This window comes from Roseovarius halotolerans, assembly GCF_900172255.1.
Taxonomy (GTDB): domain Bacteria; phylum Pseudomonadota; class Alphaproteobacteria; order Rhodobacterales; family Rhodobacteraceae; genus Roseovarius; species Roseovarius halotolerans.
The window spans coordinates 127,731-153,585 of record NZ_FWFU01000001.1 but is presented as its reverse complement, the minus strand read 5'-3'; the positions used below and the strand labels follow the sequence as shown (position 1 = coordinate 153,585).

Below are 25,855 nucleotides of genomic sequence, written 5' to 3'. Positions count from 1 at the left end.
ACCATGAGTCTCGATCCGATCTCCCGCATTCGTCGCTTCAACCGGGCTGTGACACGTGAAACCGGCGTTCTGGACACGTCCTTTCTGGGTCGCGGGCGGCCGCTCGGGGCGGCGCGCGTCCTTCATGCCATCGGCTTTGACGGCGCTGACCTGGAAAGCGTGCGCGACGCGCTCGACCTCGAAAAGGCCCTGCTCAGCCGCTATCTCGGCACGCTGCAGGACGAGGGGCTGATCACGCTTGCAGCCTCCCCCGACGACGGCCGCCGCCGCGTCGCCCGGCTGACCGACAGGGGCCGGCGCGAGCTCGAAGCCTATGACGCCCTCTCGAACGACCGCGCCCGCAAGCTGCTGGATCGCCACCCGAATCCCGAAACCCTGCTCGCCGCGATGGACCTGATCGCCTCGGCGCTCGGGCGTGACCGTGTGACCTTCACACGCATCGACCCGCGCCATGACGATGCCCGCCATTGCCTCGAATCCTACTACGCCGAACTCGCCCGCCGCTTCGAGACCGGCTTTGACGTCAACCTCAGCTGCGACCCGGACGCGGGCGACATGATCGCGCCGCGCGGCGCCTTCGTCCTGGCGCTCTCGGACGGGCTGCCGATCGGCTGCGTCGGCCTCAAGGGCACCGATCTCGGCTATGGCGAGATCAAGCGCCTCTGGGTCGCGCCCGCCGCCCGCGGCATGGGCCTTGCGCACCGACTCATGGCCGAAATCGAATCTGCCGCCCGCGACCTTGGCATCACCACGCTGCGGCTCGATACCAACTCCGCCCTGCCCGAGGCCGTCGCCCTCTACCGCAACAGCGGCTGGACCGAGATCGACCGTTTCAACGACGACCCCTACCCAGACCACTTCTTTGAAAAAACCCTCTGACGCGGCGCGACGCCCTTGGGTGATTGCTCCTGCGCGCCGCCTCGGCTATCACGGCCCGCAACATACGTTCACCCATCAGGAGCGGACAACAGATGGCAGCCTATCAATACGTCTATCACATGCAGGGCGTCTCCAAGACCTATCCCGGCGGCAAGAAATGCTTCGAGAACATCCATCTCAGCTTCCTGCCGGGCGTGAAGATCGGCGTCGTCGGCCCGAACGGCGCGGGTAAATCGACCCTGATGAAGATCATGGCCGGACTCGACACCGATTTCACAGGCGAGGCCTGGGCCGCCGAGGGCGCCAAGGTCGGCTACCTCCCCCAGGAACCCGAACTGGATCCGAATCTGAGCGTGCGCGAGAACGTCATGCTGGGCGTCGCCGAGAAAAAGGCCAAGCTCGACCGCTTCAACGAGCTGGCGATGAACTACTCGGACGAGACCGCCGACGAGATGGCAGCCCTCCAGGACGAGATCGACAGCCAGAACCTCTGGGATCTGGATGCCCAGATCGATGTCAGCCTAGAGGCGCTGCGCTGTCCGCCCGACGACGCCGACGTCACCAGCCTCTCGGGCGGCGAAAAGCGTCGCGTCGCGCTGTGCAAGCTGCTTCTCGAAGCGCCCGACATGCTGCTGCTGGACGAACCGACCAACCACCTCGACGCCGAAACCATCGCCTGGCTGCAACAGCACCTGATCGACTACAAGGGCACCATCCTGATCGTCACCCATGACCGCTATTTCCTGGATGACATCACCGGCTGGATCCTCGAACTCGACCGTGGCCGCGGCATCCCCTACGAGGGCAATTACTCCGCATGGCTGGAACAGAAGGCCAAGCGCCTTCAGCAGGAGGCGCGCGAGGACAAGTCACGCCAGAAGACGCTGGAACGCGAGCTGGAATGGATGCGTCAGGGCCAGAAGGCCCGGCAGGCCAAGTCCAAGGCCCGGATCAACGCCTATAACGACCTCGCCAACCAGTCCGAGCGCGAGAAACTGGCGCGCGCCCAGATCGTCATCCCCAACGGGCCGCGTCTTGGCTCGAAGGTGATCGAAGTCGAGGGCCTCAAGAAGCATATGGGCGACAAGCTGTTGATCGAGGATCTGAGCTTCTCGCTGCCGCCTGGCGGTATCGTCGGGGTAATCGGCCCCAACGGCGCGGGCAAGTCGACGCTGTTCAAGGTGCTGACTGGGCAGGAAGCGCCCGACGAAGGCACGGTCGAGTATGGCGACACGGTCAAGCTCAGCTACGTGGACCAGTCCCGCGACGACCTCAAGGATGGCGAGACGGTCTGGGAGGCGATCACTGGCGGCGCCGAGATCATCCAGCTGGGCGATGCGCAGATGAATTCGCGCGCTTACTGCTCCGCCTTCAACTTCAAGGGCGGCGACCAGCAGAAAAAGGTCTCGCTCCTGTCAGGGGGTGAACGCAACCGTGTCCACATGGCGCGGCTGCTGAAATCGGGCGGCAACGTGCTGCTGCTCGACGAACCGACAAACGATCTCGATGTCGAAACCCTGCGCGCACTCGAGGACGCGCTGGTGGATTTCGCCGGCTGCGCCGTGGTCATCAGCCACGACCGTTTCTTCCTCGACCGGATCTGCACCCATATCCTCGCCTTCGAGGGCGAGGCGCATGTGGAATGGTTCGAGGGCAATTTCGAGGATTACGAGGAAGACAAGAAACGCCGTCTCGGGCCGGACGCCCTTGAACCCAAGCGGATCAAGCACAAGAAGTTCGCGCGCTAGGCACCGCGTCGGCGGGATGTCCTCCCGCCCGCGCCCCCGCATCCCGCAGGCCGGGGTGCACAGCGGCATCTTGCTCCGCCCGGATCACCGGGAACTGGGGCAAGGCCGCATGGAGTTGATCGGGCGGCGCGCCGTCCGGCACCCGCCTCGACCAGTGGCCTGCCTCCCCGCGCCGACAGATTGACCGTGATGACGACGGATGCGCGCCCCGCGATCCTGGGCCGGATGTCGCATGACCTGGGCCACTCAAACCCTGACACGGTTAACGTCGCGTTACCGGCATCCCCACCGAATTCACTTGCCAGAACTGTGGGCATCTGTCATATGGCCCCTGCTAAGTTATTCTTTTTCGACCCACTGTCTCCCTTCAAACGGCGCTCAGTCAATCGATCCAGACGACGACGCCGGGCTGCCGCAATATCGTGGGCAGCATATATCTAGGAGACTACGGATGGCCAACGGCACCGTGAAATGGTTCAACACCACCAAAGGCTTCGGCTTCATCGCGCCTGAAACAGGCGGCAAAGACGTTTTCGTTCACATCAGCGCCGTCGAGCGTTCGGGCCTGACCGGCCTGGCCGACGACCAGAAAGTGACCTACGACGTCGAAGCAGGCCGTGACGGCCGCGAAAGCGCGACCAACCTGCAGCTGGCCTGAGGCCACTGACCGCCCAAGCGGCGACAGGTGAATGTTTTGGGGGCGGGCCAATGGTCCGCCCCCTTCGCGTGTCAGGGATGTTTTCCGGCACGCTCAGCCCGGCGTCACGGGGCCTTCCCCGCCTCCGTCATACTCGCCGCAGCTGATCCTGCCGCCGCTCTCAAGCCAGGCTCGTTCGTTCTCGCCGATCTCGTCCCCCGCATCCGGCTCGTCCTTCGCTGCCTGCTCGTCGTCGGGGCCGGACTCCCTGTAGCCCAGCCGTTTCTTCAGATGTTCATCCAGTTGCACCTCGCCCGCGATCTTCATCTGCGCCCATGTCGCCAGCAGCCGGTTGATCCGCGCCTGATAGCCCCGCCCCATTGCCCGGTAAAAGCGCACGACCGAGCGGTCGAGGTATAGCGTTACCTTCTGCTTTGCCTCCTCGACATCCAGATCGGCTTCCAGCGTGTGCCAGGCCTCGGGCACCTCGTCCTTGATCACCGAGGTGATCCAGCCGTCCCGATGCAGATGGATCAGGTTCTTCATCAGCCCTTCGCGTGCGATACGCTCGGTCTTGGTCATGCGCGGTGGCTGGCGGGTGGTCTTGCTGGTCATCGCCTGTCTCCTCTGGGCGCGAACAGCCTGCCGGCAAAAAGGTTAACAAGCCCCGACCCCACCGTGCGCCCGCACCGATGCGGTACCGACGGGATAAAGACGTGATACCGATGCCATGCCGGTCAGGATTTTTAAGCTGTCGCCGGGTTTTGATTTTTCCTTTTCAAAGTAAGGGGCTATACGTCCCCCTGTGCTAACGAGGGACCCAACCATGTTCGACCGACGTTTCTTCATCGGGGCGGGCTTGGCCGCTGCCAGCCTCCCCGCCGCCGTGCAAGCCTTTGAACTGGAAGAGAAATTCAAGCCGACCCAGGTGCGTGTTTCCGCCGAGTATCAACCCGGGCAACTTCTCGTGCTGCCGCGCGCCCATTTCCTCTACTTCGTGACCGCCCCCCGCCAAGCGATCCGCTACGGCGTCGGCGTCGGCAAAGCCGGCCTCCAATTCACCGGCACCGCCACCATCGACGTCAAGAAAAAGTGGCCCACCTGGCGCCCCACCGACGAAATGATCGAACGCGATCCGCGGGCCTATGGGCGATTCAAGGACAACGATTATGTCCAGCCTGGCGGGCCGCAAAATCCGTTGGGCGCGCGGGCGCTCTACCTGTTCCAGAACGGTCGCGACACCTATTTCCGCATTCACGGCACCAACGCCCCGCGCTCAATTGGCCAGTCGGTTTCGAATGGTTGCATCCGGATGCTGAACGAACACGTCAAGGACCTCTATGAGCGCGTTCCGATCGGCACCGTCGTCACCGTCATCTGACACCAACATCCACCGCTGAAAGCCGTGCGATCAATTCCGCAGCTTTCCTCTTGCAGGACGCATTGGCACGTTCCATATTCTTGGTGCGACGTTACCTCTATCGACCATCTGCTCCGACCACGGCTCAGTCACTCGATCTTGCTCTGACTTAGCCGGGCTGCCGCACTCGGGCGGGCAGCGAAAACCAAAGGAGAAATCGGATGGCCAATGGCACCGTCAAATGGTTCAACACAACGAAGGGCTACGGCTTTATCGCCCCTGAGGGCGGCGGCAAGGACGTCTTTGTCCACATTTCGGCTGTCGAGCGCGCAGGCCTGACCGGCCTTGCAGACAACCAGAAAGTGACCTTCGACATCGAAGCTGGCCGCGACGGCCGCGAATCCGCGTCGAATATCGCTCTGGCCTGAACGCTAAGCGATCTGACACCTGCGGGCCCCCTTCGGGGCCCGTTTTCATTTTACACGCGCCACCAGTTCGCTGACGGCAGGGCCAAGCGCCTCGACGATCCGCGCCACACCCTCGGAATTCGGGTGAATGCCATCGGGCTGAAAGAAGCGTCGCGCCTCGGCCGGATCATCCTCGTTCAGGCCGGCAAAGAAGTTCCTGAACAGAAGCGCATCATATTCCTGTGCGAGTTCGGGATAGATCGCATCGAATTCGGTCTTGTAGTCCTGGCCGTAATTGCCCGGTGCCGTCATGCCAACGAGCAGCACCTCGACACCCTCTGACTGCGCAGCTTTCAGGATCCGCTCAAGATTGCCGCGGGCCACCTCAGGCGCAATGCCACGCAACAGGTCGTTGCCGCCAAGTGCGACGATCATGCCGCCGATCTCTGGCGTCAGGCTCCAGTCGACACGCGCCGCCCCGCCTGCCGTCGTGTCCCCGGAGACACCACCATTTATCAGTTCCACCTCAATCCCGTTCTCGTCCAACCAACGATCGAGCTGCGGAACCAATCCTTCTTCCTCAGGCAGGCCGTAGCCTTGCGTAAGGCTGTCACCAAGTGCGAGCACCGTCACCGGGTCAGCGGCGGCAGGTGCTGCGACAAAAAGAAAGACGCCCGTGACCTTGCCCACCAGACGCCATACACCATATGACAGAAAGTTCTTTGTAATCAGGCGCAGCTGCATGACCGATCCCGTCCTTTCACTCAAAGACGCCGCGCTTTCGCTTCAGGGCAATGCGGGGCTGGTGAGAATACTCCACGGGATAACACTGGATGTCCAGAAAGGCGAAACGCTCGGCCTTGTCGGGCCATCAGGTTCCGGCAAGTCTTCGCTTCTCATGCTGATGGGCGGCCTCGAGCGAGCCAGTTCAGGGCAAGTCATGGCGCTTGGACATGATCTTTCCGCCATGAACGAGGATCAGCTCGCGCGGCTGCGGCGGGACCATTTCGGTGTCGTCTTTCAGTCCTTCCACCTGATTCCCACGATGACAGCGATCGAGAACGTCGCCGCGCCGCTGGAACTGGCCGGGCACCGCGACGCGTTCAAGCGCGCCGCCGAGGAGCTGGAGGCGGTCGGCCTGTCGGACCGGGCCGAGCATTACCCATCGCAACTTTCAGGTGGCGAACAGCAGCGCGTTGCACTTGCGCGCGCCGCCGCGCCCCGCCCTGACATCGTGCTCGCCGATGAACCTACCGGCAACCTCGACGGGGCCACCGGCGCATCGATCATCGAGCTTCTCTTCGACCTCAGCCGCCGACATGGCGCAACGCTGGTTCTTGTGACCCACGCGCCCGATCTCGCTGCGCGTTGCGACAGAGTGGTGGAACTGGTGGATGGGTGCCTGTCGGATATGGCCGGGTTACCTGCATGAGGCTACTCACGGCTATGCGCTTCGCCCGTCGCGAATTACGCGGCGGCTTGCGCGGCTTTCGCATTTTCCTCGGCTGTGTGATCCTGGGCGTTGCTGCAATCGCCGCAATCGGCACGGTGCGCGAGAGTATCACTGAGGGGTTGGCGCAAGAAGGTGCGATCCTGCTGGGAGGTGATGCCGAGATCGAGTTCACGTATCGCTTTGCGACCGCCGACGAGCGCGACTGGATGAATACCAAGGCCGAGCGCGTCTCGGAGATTGTCGATTTCCGCTCGATGGCAGTGTCGTCGGACGGCGAGCGGGGCCTCACGCAGATCAAGGCAGTCGATGACGCCTACCCCCTTTTGGGACGGATCGGACTCTCGCCCGATATGGCACTGGATCAGGCGCTTGCGGGGCAGGATGGCGTACCCGGCGCGGTGATGGACCCGCTTCTGAGCGCAAAGCTGGGGCTGGAACCGGGTGACAGGTTCAAACTGGGCACGAATGACTACGTTCTGAGTGCAGAAATCACCCGTGAGCCCGACAATGCGACGGCTGGTTTCAGCCTTGGCCCACGCACCATCGTGCGCACCGAGGCCCTCGACGGGTCGGGCCTGCTCGGCCCAGGAACGTTGTTTTCCACGCATTACCGCATGGACCTTCCAGCCGGTGCCGATCTGGCGGGTTTGCAACAGGAGGCCGAAGCCGTCTTTTCCGACAACGGGTTGCGTTGGAGCGATGCGCGCAACGGCGCGCCGCGCGTGGCCGAGTTTGTGAACCGGCTGGGGGCGTTCCTGGTGCTTGTCGGCCTCTCGGGGTTGGCCGTGGGAGGCGTCGGAATCTCGGCGGCGTTGCGGGCCTATCTGTCGACCAAGACCGAAACCATCGCCACGCTGCGTACGTTGGGCGCAGACCGGCAAACCATCTTCCTGACCTATTTCCTTCAGATCGGCGTGTTGGCCTGTCTGGGTCTTGTGCTGGGTCTGGGCCTTGGCGTTGGCACACCGATCCTGTTGGCGCCGCTCATCGAGGCGCGTTTGCCGGTGCCTGCGGTATTTGCGCCCTATCCCGGCCCAATGGGTGAGGCGGTGCTTTACTCGGTTCTGACAGTGCTGATCTTCACGCTCTGGCCGCTTGCACGTGCACAGGATATCCGCGCGGCAACCCTGTTTCGCGATGCGTTTGGTGCGGGCCGAGCGCTGCCGCGTTGGCCCTATCTGGTGACAATCACCCTGCTGACGGGCGGATTGCTGAGCGCGGCGACGTGGTTTTCCGGCAATCTCATGCTGACGATGTGGACGGCGGGTGGTATCGCCGGAGCCCTTGTAATGCTTGGCCTTGCCTCCGTCGCGATAAGACAGGCCGCGCGGCGGATGAAGACCGCGGCGCACGGGCGTCCCGCATTGAGTTGGGCGCTTGCCGCCATCGGCGGGCCGGGAAGCACCGCCGGTCCGGTGGTGCTGTCGCTTGGCCTGGGCCTCTCGGTGCTGGCCGCCGTCGGCCAGATCGACCAGAATTTGCGCAGCGCGATATCGCGCGATTTACCGACGCGCGCTCCGGCCTATTTCTTCGTCGATATCCAGAAGGACCAGATGCCCGGCTTCATGGAACGTCTGGAAAATGACCCGGCCGTGACCGGGATCGACTCGGCACCGATGTTGCGGGGGATCCTGACTCGGATCAATGACCGCCCGGCCAAGGAGGTCGCAGGCGGCCACTGGGTGATCGAGGGCGACCGGGGCATCAGCTATGCCGCGGCGTTACCCGAGCGCACCACGATCACCCAAGGCGAGTGGTGGGGTCCAGAATATGACGGGCCGCCACAGATCAGCTTCGCCGCCGAGGAAGCGGCCGAGATCGGGCTAAAGCTTGGCGACGTCATCACCGTCAACATTCTTGGCCGCGACATCAACGCGACACTGACATCGCTGCGCGAGGTCGACTTCTCGACCGCTGGAATGGGGTTCGTGATGGTCATGAACCCCGCCGCACTCGAGGCAGCGCCCCACACCTTCATCTCGACCGTCTATGCTGAGCCCGAGGCCGAGGCGGCGATCCTGCGCGATCTTTCCGCGCGGTTCCCCAACATCACCGCCATCCGTGTGCGCGATGCCATCGACCGGGTTTCGGGCATTCTGGCGGGACTGGCATCTGCGACGGCATGGGGCGCGACCGCGACCTTGCTAACAGGCTTTCTCGTGTTGATCGGAGCGGCGGCCGCGGACCAGACCGCCCGCACCCGCGAGGCTGCGATCCTCAAGGCAATCGGCGCCAGCCGCGCCCGCATTCTACAAAGCCTTGCGCTGCGCGCCGCGCTTCTGGGAGCGGCGGCGGGGCTTGTCGCGCTTGGTGCAGGGATCGCAGGCGGGTGGGCCGTGACCTACTTCGTGATGGAGACGGATTTCGCCGTCGCATGGGGTTCGGCGGTGATGATCGTCAGCGGCGGAGCGCTGATAAGCCTTCTGGCGGGTCTGGGCTTTGCGTGGCGACCGATGCAGGCGCGCCCAGCCCGCATTCTTCGCGCAAGGGAATAGCGCAGGCGGGCGGCCCGCTTGGCCCGCCCACCCGTTTTCGCTTACTCTGCCGCGTCAGCGTAGCTTTCCATCGGCGGGCAGGTGCAGATCAGGTGCCTGTCGCCATAGACATTGTCGACGCGGTTGACCGGCGGCCAATATTTGTCCACCCGGAAGGCGCCGGGCGGGAAACAGCCCTGTTCCCGGCTATAGGGGCGATCCCAATCACCTACCAGATCCTCGACCGTGTGGGGCGCGTTCCTGAGCGGGTTGTTCTCGCGGTCACTGCGCCCTTCCTCGATGTCGCGGATCTCCTGACGGATGGCCAGCATCGCATCGCAGAAGCGATCGAGTTCAGCCTTGGTTTCGCTTTCGGTCGGTTCGACCATCAGCGTCCCCGCAACCGGAAAGCTCATGGTCGGCGCATGGAAACCGCAATCTACCAGTCGCTTGGCGATATCGTCGACGCTGACACCCGCGCTTTTCTCGAAGGGGCGCGTGTCAAGGATGCATTCATGCGCCACCCGGCCCGAAGGTCCCTTGTAAAGCACGTCATAGGCGCCCTCGAGCCGCTTCGCGATGTAGTTGGCGTTCAGGATCGCGACCCGCGTCGCCTGGGTCAGCCCCTCGCCGCCCATCATGAGGCAATAGGCCCACGAGATCGGCAAGAGCGACGGCGAGCCATATGGTGCCGCCGAGACCGGCCCCTCGGTGCCGCCTGTCGCCGGGTGACCCGGCAGATGCGGCACCAGATGTTCCTTCACGCCGATTGGCCCCATGCCCGGGCCGCCACCCCCATGCGGGATACAGAAGGTCTTGTGCAGATTGAGGTGGCTTACATCGCCGCCAACATCACCGGGGCGCGCCAATCCCACCATCGCGTTCATGTTGGCCCCGTCGATATAGACCTGCCCGCCATGCTGATGCGTGATATCACAGACCTCGCGCACGGTTTCCTCGAACACACCATGAGTCGAGGGGTAGGTGATCATGCAGCCCGCCAGATTGTCGGCGTGTTGTTCCGCCTTGGCGCGGAAATCATCGAGATCGATATCCCCGTTCTCTGCGGACTTCACGGCAACCACGTCCCAGCCGACCATGTGGGCGCTGGCCGGATTGGTGCCATGCGCGCTCATCGGGATCAGGCAGATCTTGCGATGCCCTTCGCCATTGGCACGGTGCCAGGCCGCTATCGTCAGCAGGCCAGCATACTCACCCTGCGCGCCGGAATTGGGCTGCATCGAAATCGCCGCGTAACCAGTGATGCTGCACAGCTTGGCGCTCAGATCGTCGATCATCTGGCGATAGCCCGCCGCCTGATCATTCGGCACGAACGGGTGCAGCAATGAAAACTCGCGCCAGCTGACCGGCATCATCTCGGCGGCGGAATTGAGCTTCATCGTGCACGAACCAAGCGGGATCATCGCACGATCGAGCGCCAGGTCGCGATCCGCGAGGCGGCGCATGTAGCGCATCATTTCGGTCTCGGCCCGGTTCATGTGAAAGATCGGATGCGTCAGGTAATCCGACGAACGCAGCAGGCCGTCGGGCATCCGGTATTCGGCGGTGAAGTCGCGGTCCTCCATGACGATCCCGAAGGCGCGCCAGACCGCTTCGATCGTGGCCGGACGGGTGCGTTCGTCAAGCGCGATGCCGATCTTGGTGTCGCCGACGCGGCGCAGGTTCACCCCCTCGCGCACTGCCGCCTGAAGAACGCCGCGTTGCAGCAGACCCACATCGACGGTGATCGTGTCGAAGAACGCGTCCGGCTCCACATGAAAGCCCGCCGCCTCGAGCCCCTTGGCAAGGCGCACCGTTTTCCGGTGGATGCGCTGCGCGATCGCCTTGAGGCCTTTGGGTCCGTGAAACACTGCATACATCGACGCCATGACCGCCAGAAGCGCCTGCGCGGTGCAGACGTTGGAGGTGGCTTTCTCGCGGCGGATATGCTGTTCGCGGGTCTGCAGCGCCAGCCGGTAGGCCCGGTTGCCGTGGCTGTCGACCGATACCCCGACCAGACGCCCCGGCAACGCGCGTTTATAGGCTTCCTTGGTGGCCATGTAGGCGGCATGCGGGCCGCCATAACCCATCGGCACACCGAAGCGCTGTGTCGAGCCTACGGCGATATCCGCACCCATTGCGCCCGGCTCCTTGAGAAGCGTCAGAGCCATCGGATCGGCAATCACGATGCCGATCGCCTTCGCCTCATGCAGGGCCGCCATCTCGCCCGAAAAGTCACGCAGATGCCCGTGTGTGCCCGGATACTGGAAGATCGCGCCGAACACCTTGTCGGCTTCCAGATCTTCGGGCGCGCCAACAATGATCTCGATGTCCAGAGGCGCGGCGCGCGTGCGCATGACGGCGATGTTCTGCGGGTGGCAGTTTTCATCCACGAAGAACGCTTTCGCCTTGGATTTCGCGACCCGCTGCGCCATCGTCATCGCCTCGGCTGCGGCGGTGGACTCATCGAGAAGCGAGGCATTGGCGATCTCAAGCCCGGTCAGGTCGCTGACCATGGTCTGAAAGTTCAACAGCGCCTCAAGCCGCCCCTGGCTGATCTCGGGCTGATAAGGCGTATAGGCGGTGTACCAGGCGGGGTTTTCGAGGATGTTGCGCTGGATCGCGGGCGGCGTGACCGTTCCGTGATAGCCCTGACCGATCAACGAAATCAAAACCTTGTTCTTCCCGGCGACCTTGCGCATGTGATGCAGCAATTCGCGTTCGGACATAGGCTTGCCGAAATCCAGCGGATCCTCCTGACGGATCGACTTTGGAACGGTGTCGTCGATCAGCGCCTCGAGGTCATCCACCCCCAGAAGGTCCAGCATCTGCGCCATTTCCTCGGGCGAGGGGCCGATATGGCGGCGGTTGGCGAAATCATACGGCAGGTAGTCGATCGGCTCGAAAGGCATGGTCTGTCCCTTTTCATATCATCGGCCAAGGGCGCGGCCGAGCGGCCGCCCCGACATGTTGATCAGGATGCAGCGGCCAATGCCGCCACGGCAGGGCGTGTCAGCCTATGAAATCCTTGTAGGCGTCCTCGTCCATGTATTCGTCCATCTGCGAGGGATCGCTGGCCTTGATCTTGAAGAACCATGCTTCGCCCAGAGGGTCGGAATTCACCTTGCCAGGGTCGTCGGCCAGCGTCTCGTTGATTTCGATGATCTCGCCATCCACGGGTGCAAGGATATCGCTTGCGGCCTTGACGCTTTCGATCACCACGATGTCGTCGCCCTTGGTGACCTGGGTGCCCACTTCCGGCAGTTCCACGAACACCACATCGCCAAGCTGCTCGCTGGCATGTTCGGTGATTCCCACTGCCACCACGTCGCCATCAGCGCGCAGCCATTCGTGTTCTTCGGTGAATTTCATATGTCGCTCTCCCCTGAAGTCAGCGTTTGAAATTGGCCGGGGTGAATGGCATTTTCGCCACCTTCACCGGCATGCGTTTTCCACGCACCTCGCCATACAGCATGGTGCCGGTTTCGGCCATCTCGGATGGCACGTAACCCATCGACATCGGCGCACCGATCGTCGGGCCGAAGGCACCAGACGTCACACGCCCCAGCGGCGCGCCGCCCTCTTCCCGAGCGTATAGCTCGGTGCCCTCGCGCATCGGCGCTCGCCCCTCGGGACGCAGCCCCACGCGGCGACGCGATGCGCCGCTTTCAAGCTGCTCCAGAACGACGTCCGCGCCGGGAAAGCCGCCAGCGCGCGCGCCGCCATTGCGGCGCAGCTTCTGGATCGCCCAGGCCAGCGCGGCCTCGACCGGCGTCGTCGTGCTGTCGATATCATGCCCGTAAAGGCAAAGCCCCGCCTCAAGGCGCAGGCTGTCGCGCGCACCAAGGCCGATCGGCTCCACCTCGTCATTCGCCAGCAAGGCGCGGGCCAAGGCCTCGGCGTTTTCATTCGCGACGGAAACCTCGAACCCGTCCTCACCGGTATAGCCAGACCGGGATATCCAGAGCTCTCCATAATCGCTATCCAGAACCGCGACATCCATGAACCGCATGTTACGCACATCCGGGACCAGGGCGCTCAACACCGCCTCGGCGCGCGGGCCCTGAAGCGCCAAGAGCGCGCGGTCGGTGATCTCCTCGACCTCGCAGCCCGGCATCCCGGCGCGCATGTGGGCGATATCGGCTTCCTTGCAGGCGGCGTTGACCACAACAAAAAGATGATCGTCCCGATGCGCGATCATCAGATCATCGCCTATCCCGCCCGCCTCGTTGGTAAAGACCCCGTAGCGCTGACGCCCCTCTCCGAGCCCAAGGATATCGACCGGCACAAGCGCCTCGAGAGTAAGCGCCGCGGCGTCGTAACCACCCTCGGCGCGCACAATGACCTGCCCCATGTGGCTGACATCGAACAGACCCGCCGCCGCGCGTGTGTGCAAATGTTCCTTCATCACCCCCAGAGGGTATTGCACCGGCATGTCATAGCCCGCAAAGGGCACCATCTTGGCACCCAATTCCAGGTGCAGGGCATGCAGCGGCGTCCTGCGCAGCGTGTCGCTCATCGGGATCCTCCCAAAATGGCGCCAGTTTGACCACGGTATCAATCCGGCATCGTCCATGCACGACCCATTCGGCCCGTGCCTCGATGCCCCCTCTGTCCTTGCGCCTGAGATCGCTATCCCTTCGGCGGGCGCATCGCGTGCACCACTCTCCAGAGTTTTCAGTGTCGAAACGGTCCCTGTCGCCTGAGAGTTTCCGGGGCGGTTGCTCCTTCGGCACCGGCGTGGCCGGTTCTCCCGTTTCGAATGCTGGCTACGCTAGTATACCGAAACCCCGGTTTCAAGCCTGTTTCACGCAGGTGAACGGGGTAAAGATCGCCCGCAACGGATCGTTGTTGCAGACCAGTGCATCAAGGGTGACCGTGTCCAGATGGGCGTAGAACGCCTCGGCGGCGTCGGCGATGGCCAGACGCAGACGGCAGGCTTCGGTCAGCGGGCAGGTATTGTCCACATCGGCAAAACACTCGGCGATCGGCACGTTCGATTCGAGCTGGCGAAAGACGTCGCCGATCACGATCTGATGCATCGGCCGCGCCAGGGCGATCCCGCCACTGCGGCCCCTTTGGGTATGCAGGAATCCCAGTTGACCCAAGCGGTTTATCACCTGCGCCAGATGGCTTTCCGAGGTGTTGCAGCGCGCCGCGATTTCGGACTTCGTGACCAGGCGTTCGGAACAAGCCGCGCAGAACATGAGGACGCGTACAGCGATGTTGGTGCGTTTCGTGATGCGCATGAACTTCTGGCCCGTTGCTTGAATTCGCACCATCGTGGCGGCAAATAGGACCTTGCAACATGACTCAGATCAAGGGATGCGAAGATAACATCCATGACGGATACATATTTCTTCGGCTATGGCAGCCTGGTCAATCGCGAGACGCATGATTTCGCCCAAACCCATTGCGCAAGACTGCGCGGCTGGCGGCGGGTGTGGCGCCATACCAGCCTGCGCCCGGTCGCCTATCTGACCGTCGTGCCCGACGCGACCACCGAGATCGACGGGCTGATCGCTGCCGTTCCCGGCCATGATTGGGCCGCGCTGGACGAGCGCGAACGCGCCTATGACCGTGTCGCCGCCGCCCATCAGGTCAGCCATGCCTTGCCTCATCTGCCCGAGATCGCGCTCTATACCATTCCCGAAGGTCGTCACGACCCCGCAACCGAGACCCACCCGGCGCTGCTCAGCTATATCGATGTCGTGGTGCAGGGCTATCTGCGCGAGTTCGGCGAGGCAGGGGCGCAGCATTTCTTTGACACCACCGATGGCTGGGACGCGCCGGTGCTGGACGACCGCGCCGATCCGGTCTATCCGCGTCATCGCCGCCTCACTGCAGACGAACGCGCCTTCGTGGACGACCAGTTGCACGCGCGCGATATCCGCCTTCTGCGCCGCTGAGCGCTCTGTTTACTGGACCGGCGCGCGCGCCTGGGGCAAGCTGCGGACAACCGCACAGGAAACCAATGACCATATCGAAGGCTGCCTCGAAACCCCTCATGATACTGTTGCGCGCTTTTCGGCGGCTATGGGTGCGCGTGGCGTTGATGGCGCTGCTGGCCGTAATGGCCTCGGTTCTGGCGGCGCTGCTCGAGGATGTAATCCCGCTCGCGATCAAGGACCGCGTCAAACCTGATGCGGTCTTGCCGGTGTTGACGATCCTCGCCTCAAGCATGCTGGCAGTCAGCACATTTTCCCTCAATGTCATGGTTTCTGCCCACAACGCCGCCGCATCGCAGGCGACCCCGCGCGTGCATCGCATCCTGCTGGCGAATACCACGACGCACACCGCACTGGCGACCTTCATCGGGGCTTTCGTCTACGCTCTGACGTCGATCATCCTGTTCAAGGCGCAGCTGCACGGGCCGGGCGCCTCGGTCACGATCCTGGGCGTCACCGTGGCTGTGGTGGTTCTCGTGATCCTTGCGATGCTGCGTTGGATCGACCACCTGAGCGAACTTGGCAGCATGGAAAACAGCCTGCGCGTGACCGAAGACGCGGCCCGCGGCAGCCTCATGCAGAGTCGTGCCGCCCCCGCGCTTGGCGCGCGGGTTCTGACAGATGAGACAGTGATGCCCCAAAAAGCCGAGCCGATCCGGGCGCCGTGCTCGGGCTATCTTCAGTTTCTGGACCTTCGCAAGCTGAACGGCATCCTCGAGAAAGAAAACGCGACGGTGTATTTCCACATCGTGCCCGGGGATCCCATCCTCGTCGATCGGGCGGTTGCACATGCAGCGGGTCTGACGGCCGAGCAGCGCGAGCAGGTGCAGGCCTGCCTCACGATCTCGGACACGCGTTCGTTTGAACAGGACCGCACTTTCGGCCTTCTGGTTCTGTCCGAAATTGCCGCGCGCGCGCTGTCGCCGGGCGTGAACGATCCCGGCACCGCTCTCGATGTGATCAACCGTCAAGAACGTCTGCTCTGGGACTGGGCGCGCACGCCCCCCGAGGACGCGCCGCCTGCATATGACCGGATCTTCGTGCGACCAGTGGCGGCGGCAGAGCTGATCGAAAACGCCTATGGCAGCATCGCCCGCGACGGGGCCGGCACGATCGAGGTCGTCGAGCGGCTTCTGAAAGCGCTGGAGACCTTGTCGCAAGGCCCGGACATGGCACTGGCCAAGGCCGCCCGCGACATGGCCGGCCACGCGCGCAGCCATGCCGCAGAGGCTCTCCCGCTTGCCAGTCAGCGCGAAAGGCACATCGCCTCGCCGACCGACAAGACGCCTTAACCGCGCGCCTTGATCTTCTGCAGCAATGGCAGAACCTGAGCCATCTCCGGTCCGTGGGGCTGCCCGGTCAGCGCCTTGCGCAGGGGCATGAAAAGGCCCTTGCCCTTACGGCCCGTCGTCTCTTTCACATCGGCGGTCCAGGTGCTCCAGGTGGTGTCATCGAACGGTCCTTCGGGCAGCAAGGTCATGGCATGCGCCACGAACTCGCGGTCCTCGTCCTCGATCACCGGCTCGGCGCCATCGCGGAACATCGCCCACCATGCCGGCAGATCCCTGAGCGTGGTGATGTTCTCGCGCGTGACCGTCCAGAAACGCTCGGCCAGATCATCGGGCACGCCGATCGCGGCAATCTCGTCGCTGACTTCGTCATAGCTGCGCTCGTGCAGCAGGCGGGCGGTCAGCGGGAACAGGTCATTCACGTCGAACTTGGTGGGCGCAGAACCAAAGCGGGCGATGTCGAACCCTTCGATCAGCGCCGCCATATCAGTGCGCAATTCCACCGGGTCGGCCGACCCGAGCCGCGCCATAAAGCTGAGCAGCGCCATCGGCTCGACACCTTGCGCGCGCAGGTCGCGCAGGCTGAGCACGCCAAGGCGCTTCGAGAGCGACTCGCCCTGAGGGCCGGTCAGCAGAGAGTGATGCGCGAAATGCGGCACCTGGCCGCCAAGCGCCTTGATGATCTGGATCTGCGTGGCGGTGTTGGTCACATGGTCCGAGCCGCGCACGACGTGGGTGACGCCCATCTCGGTATCGTCCACGACCGAGGCCAGCGTGTAGAGCACCTGGCCATCGCCGCGGATCAGCACCGGGTCACTGACACTGGCGGCGTCGATCGAGATATCGCCAAGGATGCCGTCGTCCCATTCGATCCGCTCGTGATCCAGCTTGAAGCGCCACACGCCATTGCCACGCTCGGCGCGCAGCGAGGTCTTTTCCTCATCCGAAAGGGTCAGCGCGGCGCGGTCATAGACGGGCGGCTTACCCATGTTGAGCTGCTTCTTGCGCTTGAGGTCAAGTTCGGTCGGGGTCTCGAATGCCTCGTAGAAACGGCCCAGTTCACGCAGCTTGTCGGCGGCCTCGGCGTAGCGGTCCAGCCGTTCGGACTGGCGCTCGACCCGGTCCCAGTGCAGGCCCAGCCATTCGAGATCCTGCTTGATCGCGTCGACATACTCTTCCTTCGAGCGTTCGGGATCGGTGTCGTCGATGCGCAGGATGAACTGCCCGCCGGCCTTGCGGGCGATGAGAAAGTTCATCAGGGCGGTGCGCAGGTTGCCCACATGGATGTATCCGGTGGGCGACGGTGCGAAACGAGTGGTCGTCATGGGTTTCTCCTGGTTCGCGTGGGCCATGTCACAGCGCCGCGCGATTGTCCAGATTTCACGGTCCGGGCCATGTTTCGGGCGATGTATCACTTTGACGTGAAAGCACGCGCCACGGGGCGCTGTCGCATTATGATCGGGTCATATCAACAAGGAGGATTCGCATGTCACGATCAATGATTACTCGACGGGCCGTCCTGGCGTCAGGTGCGGCACTGCCATTGGCGGCGGCTTCGGCCGGTGCGGTGCAGGCGGCGGCGCCGATGATGGGCAGCGGCATGTCGCGGTTCAACCGCGTGGGGCTTGGCGGATTCGAGGTCACGACGATCCTTGCCGGGACCACGCCACGCCCGGACCCGCATTCGATCTTCGGCCTGAATGTCGGCCAGGACGAGTTCGCCGCCGCCTCGAAAGAGGCACGCATCCCCACTGACGTGGCGCAGTTCTTTTTCACGCCGACCGTCGTCAACACCGGTAACGCATTGATATTGTTCGATACCGGGCTCAATGCCGAGGGCACGACGGCGGCCCTGGGCGAGGCCGGATACAGCCCCGATCAGGTCGATGTGGTGGTGATTACCCACATGCATGGCGACCATATCGGCGGGCTGATGAATGGCGATGCGCCGACCTTTCCAAATGCCAGATATGTCACTGGTTCCAAGGAGTTCGACGCCTGGGCGGCGATGGAGAACGAAGGGTTCGAGAGCAAGGTTCGCCCGCTGGCCGAGAAGATGGAGATGCTGGAGGACGGCGGCAGCGTCGCGCCGGGCATCACTGCGATGGCCGCGTTCGGCCATACGCCGGGGCATATGACCTACATGCTGGAGAGCGAAGGCAAACAACTTCTGGTGGCGGCGGACTTTGCCAACCACTACGTATGGTCGCTTGGCTACCCGGATTGGGAAGTGAAGTTCGACATGGACAAGGGGGCGGCGGCGGCCACGCGGCGGCGTATCCTGGAGATGCTGGCCGCTGAAGAGATGCCCTTCATCGGCTATCACATGCCCTGGCCGGGGATGGGATATGTGGAGGCGAAGGGCGACGGATTCCGCTATGTTCCGACCAGTTACCAGTTGATGCTGGAGGGGTGACGAACGGGATTTATCACCGATATACAATGGTTTATGATGCATCTCATGCAGCATGAACCAAGCATATCCGAGTTCGAGACAATGGCCCGCGATACCGTCGCGGGCCTGCCTGAACCATTCCGAAAGGCGGCGCTGGAGGTGGCGCTGCGGGTGGTGGACTGGCCCGCGCACGACATGCTGCAAGAGCTCGGAATGCATGATCCGCTGGAGCTGACGGGGCTATACGAAGGCATTCCGGTGACGGAAAAATCCTTTATGGATCAACCATATGGCCCCGATACCGTTTGGCTGTTCCGGCGTCCCATCCTGGCGGAATGGCGCGATCGGGGGACTGTCGAGATCGCCGATCTGGTCGCGCATGTGACAATCCACGAATTCGCCCACCACTTCGGCTGGTCGGACGCCGATATCGCCAGCATCGACCGCTGGTGGGAATGAGCCGCGCGGAGCGTACAAAACGTCCGTTTTGTACGCCGGTTCTGTACCGAAATCGGGATGCTGCGCGAAGATTACGTACAAAACCGCGATGACGCGAAAAATCGCCCGCTGCGCACCCCTCGCCCACCATTTGTTAACCACCCTGTGTTCTTCTGCCTGCATCAGAGGCGAGACAGGAGGTCAAGCATGACAGACAGGCACGCGGTTCATTCCAGTGGCGGCAGGTCGACGTTCCATTCGATCCGCGCGGGAACGGGCGTGGCCCCTTCGGCCACTTTCGGGTCCGAGCTGTATCCGGTGAGGCGCAGGAACTCGCCCTCGATCACGCCGCTTGCGGTGTTGCCCTCCATCGAGAACGCGGTGAGCGTTCCGTCACCGCCATCGGCCCCCATCGCCATCGGCGCGTCAAAGCCCTGATCGTCGAAGACCTCGGCCGAAAGAAAGCGCATGTCGCCGGTGCTCTTTTGCAAGGTGATCTGCACCATGGGGCTGCCGGGCGTGCCATCGGGCTTAACCACCCGCCCGACGGCATTGACGGTCAGGTAGCTGCCCATGATCATCTTCTGCTCGGCGTAGCCGCGCTGTTTTTCCGTATCGAAGGGAATCACCATGTCCAAGGTTTCATCGCCGAGCTGCACGGTCATGGTGCCCATGGCGGTATACCTGTCGGCAAGGTCGGCGGCGAAGGCGGGCGCGGCGATGCACAATGCCGCGATGGCGGAAAGGAAACGGGTCATTGGAAATCCTGTGTGCGGTCAGTTCAATGGGCCGAGCATAACATCGCAAGGGCGCGCCGACAAAGATCGCTTGCGCCGGGGGGCGACACGGGCGGATATCCGTCACCCATGCAGATCGCGCGAGGTCGACTTTCGGGCCTGTCGGCCAGTCATGAGCGATCCGCGCGCAGCTGCCCGCCATCTGTTCGGGGAGCAGACCCGTATCAGGGATGGCGAAGCCGGGTTTAGCGAGATGATGCGGCGCCGTCCGGGTGGCGCGGTGCATATCTGTGCGGCCGGGGATGACGCGACGGGCGGGCGAAGCGCGAAAGGCGCGCTCTGTATCGGGTGGCTCAGGCGCAGGCCCCTACCCCAAACGACGCGTCGGGCAAGCCGCCCGGACCCGGGCGGCCGGGTGACGTTTTCTCAGCTATCGTCGCGCCAGCGGTTGGCGATGGGATAGCGGCGATCCAGCCAGAAGGCGCGTTTGCTGAGCCGCGTGCCGGGGGCGGACTGGAAGCGTTTGTATTCCGAAATATAGAGCAGGTGCTCGACCCGCTTGGCATCTTCGCGCGCATACCCGGCGGCGACGCAATCGGCGATCGAGCCGTCCTGATCGACCAGAATATCGAGGATGCCATCCAGCACCGGATAAGGCGGCAGGCTGTCCTCGTCACGCTGATCGGGGGCAAGCTCGGCGCTTGGCGGGCGCTCGATGATGCGCTGCGGAATGACCGCGCCTTCGGGGCCGTGCATCCAGTCGCGGTGATGCGCGTTGCGCCAGCGGCAGGTTTCAAAGACACGGGTTTTATACATATCCTTGAGCGGGTTATAGCCGCCCGCCATGTCCCCGTAGATGGTCGCGTAACCGACCGCCACCTCGGATTTGTTGCCGGTGGTCAGGAGCATCTCGCCGAACTTGTTGGAGATCGCCATCAGCAGCAGGCCACGCAGGCGGGACTGGATGTTTTCCTCGGTCACGTCGGGTTTCTTGCCCTCGAAAAGCGGGGCGAGCGTGCCGGTGATGGCGGCGCGGCCCTCGGCAATGGGCACGAAATCGTAGCGGCAGCCCAGGTTTCCGGCCAGCGCTTTGGCATCATCCAGCGAGGCTTGCGAGGTATATTCGGAAGGAAGCATCACGCAGCGGACGTTCTCTGCGCCCAGCGCATCGACCGCCACCGTTGCCACCAGCGCCGAATCGATCCCCCCCGACAGGCCCAGCAGCACCTTGGAGAACCCGGTCTTGCGCAGGTAGTCGCGCAAGGAAAGCACCATCGCATGGTAATCCTGCTCGGTCGGGCCGGGGATCGAGGCCAGTGGCGCCTGTTCGATGCGCCAGCCATCGGCGCCGCGCGTGAGGTCGATATGGGCGAGCGATTCCGTCATCACCGGCATCTGCAGCGCCAGTTCGCCGCCCGGATTGAGCGCGAAGCTGGCGCCGTCGAACACCTGGTCGTCCTGACCGCCCACAAGATTGAGGTAGATCAGCGGCAGCCCGGTTTCGACGACGCGGGCGACCATGAGCTGATGACGATGCGCAAGTTTCTCGCGGTAATAGGGCGAGCCATTCGGGACCAGCAGGAATTCGGCGCCGGTTTCGGCGAGGGTTTCGCAGACATCCTCGAACCAGCTGTCCTCGCAGATCGGCGAGCCGATCCGCACGCCGTTGATGGCGTAGGGGCCGGTGACATGGCCCTGGGTGTAGATGCGTTTCTCGTCGAACACCGTCTCGTTGGGCAGGTGGTGCTTGAGGACGCGGGCGGCAATGCGCCCGCCCTGAAGGACATAATAGGCGTTATAGAGCGCGCCACCCTCGAGCGCGGGGCCGCCGATGGCCAGCGCAGGCCCGTCGGCGCAATCGCGCGCAAGGGTTTTGACGGCGGCGATGGCGGCCGTGTGAAAGGCCGGTTTCATCACCAGGTCCTGGGTGTTGTAGCCGGTGATGAACATCTCGGGCAGCGCGACAAGGTCGGCGCCGGCCTCGCGGCCTTCGCTCCAGGCGGCGCGGGCACGCGCGGCGTTGCCCTCAAGATCGCCCATTGTGGGGTTCCATTGCGCGAGCGTCACGCGAAACCGGTCGGCCATGCCATGCCTCCTGCTTGCATTGCGGCCATGATTTAGCAGATCGCTGCGCGAGGGAAAGCCGATTTGGGCAAAACACGTTGTCAGCCCCGCGAGGCTCCACTAGATTCCGGGCGGTGCGCTGGCGCGCGAAACTGGGGATTCTGGGGCCGATATGAGCTTTTCACTGAGGGATGCGACGATCGCCGCGATGATGCTGGCCGGAGGTGCCGCACTGGCGCAGGACGGCGAGGTGCAGACCAAGCAATATGACGATGGCGGCATCTACGAGGGCACGTTCAGGAACGGACTGCAGCATGGCACCGGCACCTACACGCTGCCCAATGGCTATGAATATTCCGGTGAATGGGTCGATGGCGAGATCCGCGGCCAGGGGGTTGCGCGCTTTCCCAACGGGTCGGTCTACGAGGGCGAGTTCGCCAAGGGCAAGCCCGAGGGCGTGGGCAAGATCGTCTTCGCCGATGGCGGCACCTATGAGGGCGACTGGCTGGATGGCAAGATCACCGGCCAGGGGGTCGCGGTCTATGCCAACGGGGTGCGCTACGAGGGCGGTTTCCGCAATGCCATGCATCACGGCAAGGGCCGCATGGAAAGCCCCGGCGGCTATGTCTACGAGGGCGACTGGGTCAATGGCGTCAAGGACGGCGCGGCGCGGATCACATACCCTGACGGCGCGGTCTACGAGGGCGAGGTGAGCCGCGGGGCGCGCCACGGGCAAGGCACGCTGACCATGCCCGACGGGCTGATCTACGAGGGGCGCTGGCAGGACGGGCAGATCGACGGCACCGGAAAGCTGATCCAGCCCAATGGCGATGTCTATGAGGGTGACCTCGTGGCCGGGCGGCGCGAGGGCCAGGGCCGCGTGACCTATGAGAACGGCGATGTCTACGAGGGCGCGTTCGAGGATGACCGACGCCACGGCCAGGGCGTGTTCACGGGCACCGACGGCTATCGCTACGAAGGCTCCTGGAGCGCGGGCAAGATCTCGGGCCAGGGGCGCGTGACCTATCCTGACGGTTCGGTCTACGAGGGGGCGTTCCGCGACGATCTCGCCAATGGCGAGGGCAAGATCACCTATCCCGACGGCTCGACATACGAAGGCGAATGGCGTGGCGGCGTGATCGACGGCCAAGGCCGGGCCACGTATCCCAACGGCGTGGTCTACGAGGGCGAGTTCGAGAACGCGCGCAACCACGGCCAGGGTGTCATGACCTATGCCGATGGCTACCGCTACGAGGGCCAGTGGAAGGACGGCCAGCGCGAGGGCATGGGCACCGCCACCTATCCCGACGGCACCGTCTACGAGGGCGCGTTCCTTGACGGCCAGCGCCACGGCCAGGGCAAGATCACCATGCCCGACGGCTTCACATACGAAGGCGAATGGAAAGAGGGCGAAATCTCGGGCCAGGGCATCGCCACCTACACCAATGGCGATGTCTACGAGGGCACGTTCCTCAAGGGCAAGCGCCAGGGCGAAGGCACGATGCGCTATGCCACCGGCGAAGAGGCGAGCGGCACCTGGGAGGACGGCGCACTGGACAAGCAGACCGAATCCGCCCCCGCCGGTGACACGCCGGAGCCCGCCGACACGCCCGACGCGCCAGAGGCCGAACCCGAGGCCCCGGCCACGCAGAGCGACTGACGCGCCCCGGCTTCATCTGGCGGAAAATACCTCGGGGGAGTCGCGGCCCCGGGCCGCGGCGGGGGCAGCGCCCCCCCCTGCCCGCTCAGACGGTCTCGCCCCGGTCGAGCCGCTCCAGAACCCGAGCGGCCCCGTCCAGCACAGAAGCGCGGCGGGTCTCGTCCATGCGCTCCCATGTGCGATAGATCGGCCCCATGCGCGGATTGCGCGCGAAGCGCTCGCGGTGGCGGATCAGGAAATCCCAGTAAAGCAGGTTGAAGGGACAGGCCGTCGGGCCGGTTTTGTCCTTCACCTTATAGGCGCAGCCGGCGCAGTAATCCGACATCCGGTCGATGTAATTGCCCGAACTCACATAGGGTTTCGAGGCGATGATGCCGCCATCGGCGAACTGGCTCATGCCGATCGTGTTGGGGGCCTCGACCCACTCGAACGCGTCGATATAGACGGAGAGATACCATTCATGCACCTGGGCCGGGTCCACCCCGGCCAGTAGCGCGAAGTTGCCGGTCACCATCAGGCGCTGGATATGATGGGCATAGGCCAGATCGCGGGTCTGCACGACGGCATGGGAAACACAGTTCATATGCGTCTCGCCGCCCCAGAACATCGCGGGCAGCGCGCGGTCATGGCCCAGCGCGTTCTGCGCAGTATAATCGGGGCCTTCGCGCAGGTAGATCCCGCGCATGTATTCGCGCCAGCCGATGATCTGGCGGATATAGCCTTCGGCGGCATTGATCGGAACGCGCCCGGCCTGCCACTCGGCCTCGACGCGCTGACATATTTCCAGCGGCCCGAGCAGCCCCAGATTGAGATAGGGGGAGAGCAGCGAGTGATTGAGAACGGGATCGCCCTCGAGCATCGCATCCTGCGTGTCGCCAAATCCCGCCAGTTGATGCCGCAGGAAATGATCGAGCGCCGCCAGCGCATCCGCGCGCGTCGCCCCGTAATGAAACGGCAGCAGCGTGCCGAAATTGTCGCCAAAGCGCGCGCCGACCAGGTCGAGCACCTCTTGCGTCATGGTGTCGGGTTCAAAGCGCAGCGGCGCGGTGCGGAAAAGGTCCGGCGCGGCGGGTTTGCGATTGTCGTGGTCGAAATTCCACTTGCCGCCCGCTGGCGCGTCACCCTCCATCAGAAGACCGGTCTTGCGGCGCATCATGCGATAGAACCACTCCATGCGCAGCTCCTTGCGCCCCTCGGCCCAGTCATCGAATTCGCCGGACGAGGCGATGAAGCGGTCATCGGGCAGAAGCGTCACCGAAAGCGGTGCGTCTTCGAGTGCGCGGATCAACCGCCATTCGCCGGGGGTTGTGGCAATCACCGTGCTGGCGTCATGCGCCCCGGCGCGGCGCAGCAGCTCGCCGGTGATCGACCCCGAGGAATCGGGGTCGTCCAGCCTTGTGTAAGCCACCTGCCAGCCGTCGCTTTCCAGTTCGGCCGCGAAATGACGCATCGCCGAGAGAACGAGCGCGATCTTCCTGGGGTGATGGGGGACATAGCCGGTTTCATCCGCCACCTCCGCCATGACGATCAGGTCATGCGCCTTGTCGGCGGCGGCAAGCGCCGAGAGACCCGCGCTCAGCTGGTCGCCAAGCACCAGAACAAGGCGCTTCACCACGGCACGGGCTTCCCGGCCCAGTCGAAGAACTGCCCGCTCTGGGCCGGGGTCAGACCGTCGATCACGCCCAAGAGGTTGTTTGCCGCCTCGGGCGCGGGGACGGTCGGGTGATTGCGGGCATAGCGCGCCGTGAGGGGTGTTTCCACGGTGCCGGGATGGAGCGCGACGCAGATGGACTGGCGGTGCGTGCGGCCGAGTTCGATCGCGCCGGTATGGACGATCTGGTTCAGCGCGGCCTTGGCGGCGCGGTAGCCATACCAGCCGCCGAACCGGTTGTCGCCGATCGACCCCACCCGCGCCGACAGCGCCGCAAAGACCGCCCGCCGGTCGCGCGCCAGAAGGCGCGGCGCGTGCTTGAGCACCAGCGCGGGGCCGATGGAGTTGAGCGCGAACTGGTCGGCCAGCGCTTTCGCGTTCAGTTCCTTGAGGGACTTCTCGGGGCGCTGGCCGTCGATCTCGAGCCCGCCGGTGGCGACGAAGATGAGATCGAAAGGACCGTCAAGCGGATCAAGCGCGGCGCTGATTGAGTCCTCATCCGTCAGGTCGATCCCGTCATGACGGCGCGAGAGCGGGGTCACGGCGACCCCGCGCGTCTCGAGCGCGGCGCTGAGCGCGGTGCCGATTCCGCCCGAGGCGCCGATGATCAATGCGTTTTCCATGCGCGCCAGATAGGCTGGCAGTGATACGCTTCAATGGGGGACGCAGTGGATTCGGGGGTTTTCAAGGCGCGTCGCGATCCCTATAGTTCGTT

The 25,855-nt window shown here is 63.9% G+C and carries 23 protein-coding genes and 1 riboswitch; of the genes, 12 read left to right on the top strand and 11 right to left on the bottom strand.

Annotation, left to right across the window (positions count from 1 at the left end; translation table 11 throughout):
• Positions 1-3: 3 nt before the first annotated feature.
• From ROH8110_RS00795 to ROH8110_RS00785, 3 genes are all read left to right on the top strand, one after another.
• Positions 4-879, top strand: a complete 876-nt coding sequence (locus ROH8110_RS00795) for a bifunctional helix-turn-helix transcriptional regulator/GNAT family N-acetyltransferase (RefSeq protein ID WP_085815899.1) — start codon at positions 4-6, stop codon at positions 877-879.
• Positions 880-971: 92 nt separating this feature from the next.
• Complete coding sequence (gene ettA, locus ROH8110_RS00790; protein ID WP_085815898.1) at positions 972-2,627, top strand: energy-dependent translational throttle protein EttA; 1,656 nt, start codon at positions 972-974, stop codon at positions 2,625-2,627.
• Positions 2,628-3,078: 451 nt separating this feature from the next.
• A complete protein-coding gene (locus ROH8110_RS00785; protein WP_085815897.1) occupies positions 3,079-3,285 on the top strand; it encodes a cold-shock protein in 207 nt (68 codons plus the stop codon).
• Positions 3,286-3,378: 93 nt separating this feature from the next.
• On the opposite strand, the gene ROH8110_RS00780 is transcribed toward ROH8110_RS00785, so the two are convergent.
• Positions 3,379-3,879, bottom strand: a complete 501-nt coding sequence (locus ROH8110_RS00780) for a BrnA antitoxin family protein (RefSeq protein WP_085815896.1) — start codon at positions 3,877-3,879, stop codon at positions 3,379-3,381.
• A 211-nt stretch (positions 3,880-4,090) separates the two neighbouring features.
• Here ROH8110_RS00780 and ROH8110_RS00775 point away from each other — a divergent pair, with 211 nt between their 5' ends.
• Both ROH8110_RS00775 and ROH8110_RS00770 read left to right on the top strand, forming a co-directional pair.
• Positions 4,091-4,645: a L,D-transpeptidase gene (locus tag ROH8110_RS00775; RefSeq protein WP_085815895.1), complete on the top strand. Its 555-nt coding sequence runs from the start codon at positions 4,091-4,093 to the stop codon at positions 4,643-4,645.
• A gap of 200 nt (positions 4,646-4,845) precedes the next feature.
• Positions 4,846-5,052, top strand: coding sequence for a cold-shock protein (locus ROH8110_RS00770; RefSeq protein ID WP_085815894.1), 207 nt, complete (start codon positions 4,846-4,848; stop codon positions 5,050-5,052).
• Between the two features lie 45 nt (positions 5,053-5,097).
• On the opposite strand, the gene ROH8110_RS00765 is transcribed toward ROH8110_RS00770, so the two are convergent.
• Positions 5,098-5,775 carry an arylesterase gene (locus ROH8110_RS00765; RefSeq protein WP_176236572.1) on the bottom strand — a complete coding sequence of 226 codons (678 nt, stop codon included), beginning with the start codon at positions 5,773-5,775 and terminating at the stop codon, positions 5,098-5,100.
• On the opposite strand from ROH8110_RS00765, the gene ROH8110_RS00760 reads away from it, so the two are divergent.
• Together ROH8110_RS00760 and ROH8110_RS00755 are read left to right on the top strand one after the other, a co-directional pair.
• A complete protein-coding gene (locus tag ROH8110_RS00760; RefSeq protein ID WP_085815893.1) occupies positions 5,774-6,463 on the top strand; it encodes an ABC transporter ATP-binding protein in 690 nt (229 codons plus the stop codon). The genes ROH8110_RS00765 and ROH8110_RS00760 overlap by 2 nt on opposite strands.
• Positions 6,460-8,979 carry an ABC transporter permease gene (locus tag ROH8110_RS00755; protein ID WP_085815892.1) on the top strand — a complete coding sequence of 840 codons (2,520 nt, stop codon included), beginning with the start codon at positions 6,460-6,462 and terminating at the stop codon, positions 8,977-8,979. The genes ROH8110_RS00760 and ROH8110_RS00755 overlap by 4 nt, the downstream gene beginning before the upstream one ends.
• Positions 8,980-9,020: 41 nt before the next feature.
• On the opposite strand, the gene gcvP is transcribed toward ROH8110_RS00755, so the two are convergent.
• The 4 genes from gcvP to ROH8110_RS00735 form a co-directional block, all read right to left on the bottom strand.
• Positions 9,021-11,870, bottom strand: a complete 2,850-nt coding sequence (gene gcvP / locus ROH8110_RS00750) for an aminomethyl-transferring glycine dehydrogenase (protein ID WP_085815891.1) — start codon at positions 11,868-11,870, stop codon at positions 9,021-9,023.
• Between the two features lie 100 nt (positions 11,871-11,970).
• A complete protein-coding gene (gene gcvH / locus ROH8110_RS00745; protein WP_085815890.1) occupies positions 11,971-12,330 on the bottom strand; it encodes a glycine cleavage system protein GcvH in 360 nt (119 codons plus the stop codon).
• Between the two features lie 19 nt (positions 12,331-12,349).
• Entirely contained in the window at positions 12,350-13,477 is a 1,128-nt protein-coding gene (gcvT, locus tag ROH8110_RS00740) for a glycine cleavage system aminomethyltransferase GcvT (protein WP_085815889.1), read from the bottom strand.
• 160 nt (positions 13,478-13,637) lie between these two features.
• A riboswitch (glycine riboswitch) is annotated at positions 13,638-13,724 on the bottom strand.
• Between the two features lie 30 nt (positions 13,725-13,754).
• Positions 13,755-14,207 (bottom strand): RrF2 family transcriptional regulator, encoded by a 453-nt coding sequence (locus ROH8110_RS00735; RefSeq protein ID WP_085815888.1) that lies wholly within the window; start codon positions 14,205-14,207, stop codon positions 13,755-13,757.
• A gap of 93 nt (positions 14,208-14,300) precedes the next feature.
• Here ROH8110_RS00735 and ROH8110_RS00730 point away from each other — a divergent pair, with 93 nt between their 5' ends.
• Entirely contained in the window at positions 14,301-14,867 is a 567-nt protein-coding gene (locus ROH8110_RS00730) for a gamma-glutamylcyclotransferase family protein (RefSeq protein WP_085815887.1), read from the top strand.
• A gap of 65 nt (positions 14,868-14,932) precedes the next feature.
• The gene (locus tag ROH8110_RS00725; protein ID WP_085815886.1) at positions 14,933-16,198 is read left to right on the top strand and encodes a DUF2254 domain-containing protein; all 1,266 of its coding nucleotides are present in this window, start codon (positions 14,933-14,935) and stop codon (positions 16,196-16,198) included.
• Here the strand turns inward: ROH8110_RS00725 and gltX are convergent.
• Complete coding sequence (gltX, locus tag ROH8110_RS00720) at positions 16,195-17,520, bottom strand: glutamate--tRNA ligase (protein ID WP_085816910.1); 1,326 nt, start codon at positions 17,518-17,520, stop codon at positions 16,195-16,197. The genes ROH8110_RS00725 and gltX overlap by 4 nt on opposite strands.
• A 161-nt stretch (positions 17,521-17,681) precedes the next feature.
• Between gltX and ROH8110_RS00715 the strand changes: the two genes are divergently transcribed.
• Together ROH8110_RS00715 and ROH8110_RS00710 are read left to right on the top strand one after the other, a co-directional pair.
• Complete coding sequence (locus ROH8110_RS00715) at positions 17,682-18,611, top strand: MBL fold metallo-hydrolase (RefSeq protein WP_085815885.1); 930 nt, start codon at positions 17,682-17,684, stop codon at positions 18,609-18,611.
• A 45-nt stretch (positions 18,612-18,656) separates the two neighbouring features.
• Entirely contained in the window at positions 18,657-19,049 is a 393-nt protein-coding gene (locus ROH8110_RS00710) for a metallopeptidase family protein (RefSeq protein WP_245962785.1), read from the top strand.
• Positions 19,050-19,255: 206 nt separating this feature from the next.
• Here the strand turns inward: ROH8110_RS00710 and ROH8110_RS00705 are convergent, their stop codons facing one another.
• Together ROH8110_RS00705 and ROH8110_RS00700 are read right to left on the bottom strand one after the other, a co-directional pair.
• Positions 19,256-19,786 carry a hypothetical protein gene (locus ROH8110_RS00705; protein ID WP_085815884.1) on the bottom strand — a complete coding sequence of 177 codons (531 nt, stop codon included), beginning with the start codon at positions 19,784-19,786 and terminating at the stop codon, positions 19,256-19,258.
• Between the two features lie 405 nt (positions 19,787-20,191).
• Complete coding sequence (locus tag ROH8110_RS00700; protein ID WP_085815883.1) at positions 20,192-21,850, bottom strand: NAD+ synthase; 1,659 nt, start codon at positions 21,848-21,850, stop codon at positions 20,192-20,194.
• Positions 21,851-22,001: 151 nt separating this feature from the next.
• Here ROH8110_RS00700 and ROH8110_RS00695 point away from each other — a divergent pair, with 151 nt between their 5' ends.
• Positions 22,002-23,489, top strand: a complete 1,488-nt coding sequence (locus ROH8110_RS00695; protein ID WP_085815882.1) for an MORN repeat-containing protein — start codon at positions 22,002-22,004, stop codon at positions 23,487-23,489.
• A gap of 85 nt (positions 23,490-23,574) precedes the next feature.
• Here ROH8110_RS00695 and ROH8110_RS00690 read toward each other — a convergent pair whose 3' ends face one another.
• On the bottom strand, positions 23,575-25,101 hold the full coding sequence (locus ROH8110_RS00690; protein WP_176236585.1) for a cryptochrome/photolyase family protein: 1,527 nt from the start codon (positions 25,099-25,101) through the stop codon (positions 23,575-23,577).
• On the bottom strand, positions 25,098-25,763 hold the full coding sequence (locus ROH8110_RS00685) for an SDR family NAD(P)-dependent oxidoreductase (RefSeq protein ID WP_085815880.1): 666 nt from the start codon (positions 25,761-25,763) through the stop codon (positions 25,098-25,100). Before ROH8110_RS00685 ends, ROH8110_RS00690 begins: the two co-directional genes overlap by 4 nt.
• Positions 25,764-25,855: the final 92 nt, after the last annotated feature.